The sequence below is a fragment of the Pseudomonas sp. AC463 genome (assembly GCF_979253585.1).
Genome location: NZ_CEEDDZ010000475.1, coordinates 1 through 284, shown reverse-complemented (window position 1 = coordinate 284; position 284 = coordinate 1). Strand labels below are relative to the sequence as shown.

The window sequence follows — 284 nt, the reverse complement described above, 5'->3', positions numbered from 1 at the left end:
ACCTTGTAGTGGGCGATGATGAAGTCGCGAATGTCGCAATATTCGAAGTCGGTCTGGCGGTTGTATTCGGCGATGTCGCGCGCGTCGAAATCCTCGCGCGGGAACAGTGAGATCAGCCGCAGCAGGCCGGTGTGGATCAGGTGGATGCTGGTCGATTCCAGCGGCTCCAGAAACCCTGAGGCCAGCCCGATCGCTACGACATTGCCCCGCCACGCGCGCCGCCGCATACCCGCGGCGAAGCGTAGCACGCGCGGTGACGCCAGCGCTTCGCCATCGAGGTTCGC

1 protein-coding gene is annotated in these 284 nt (G+C 64.1%); it reads right to left on the bottom strand.

Annotated elements, in window-relative coordinates; translation table 11 throughout:
* Positions 1-284: tryptophan 7-halogenase (locus AC0IYH_RS31035; protein ID WP_471838028.1), on the bottom strand; the 284-nt coding region annotated here is incomplete at both ends.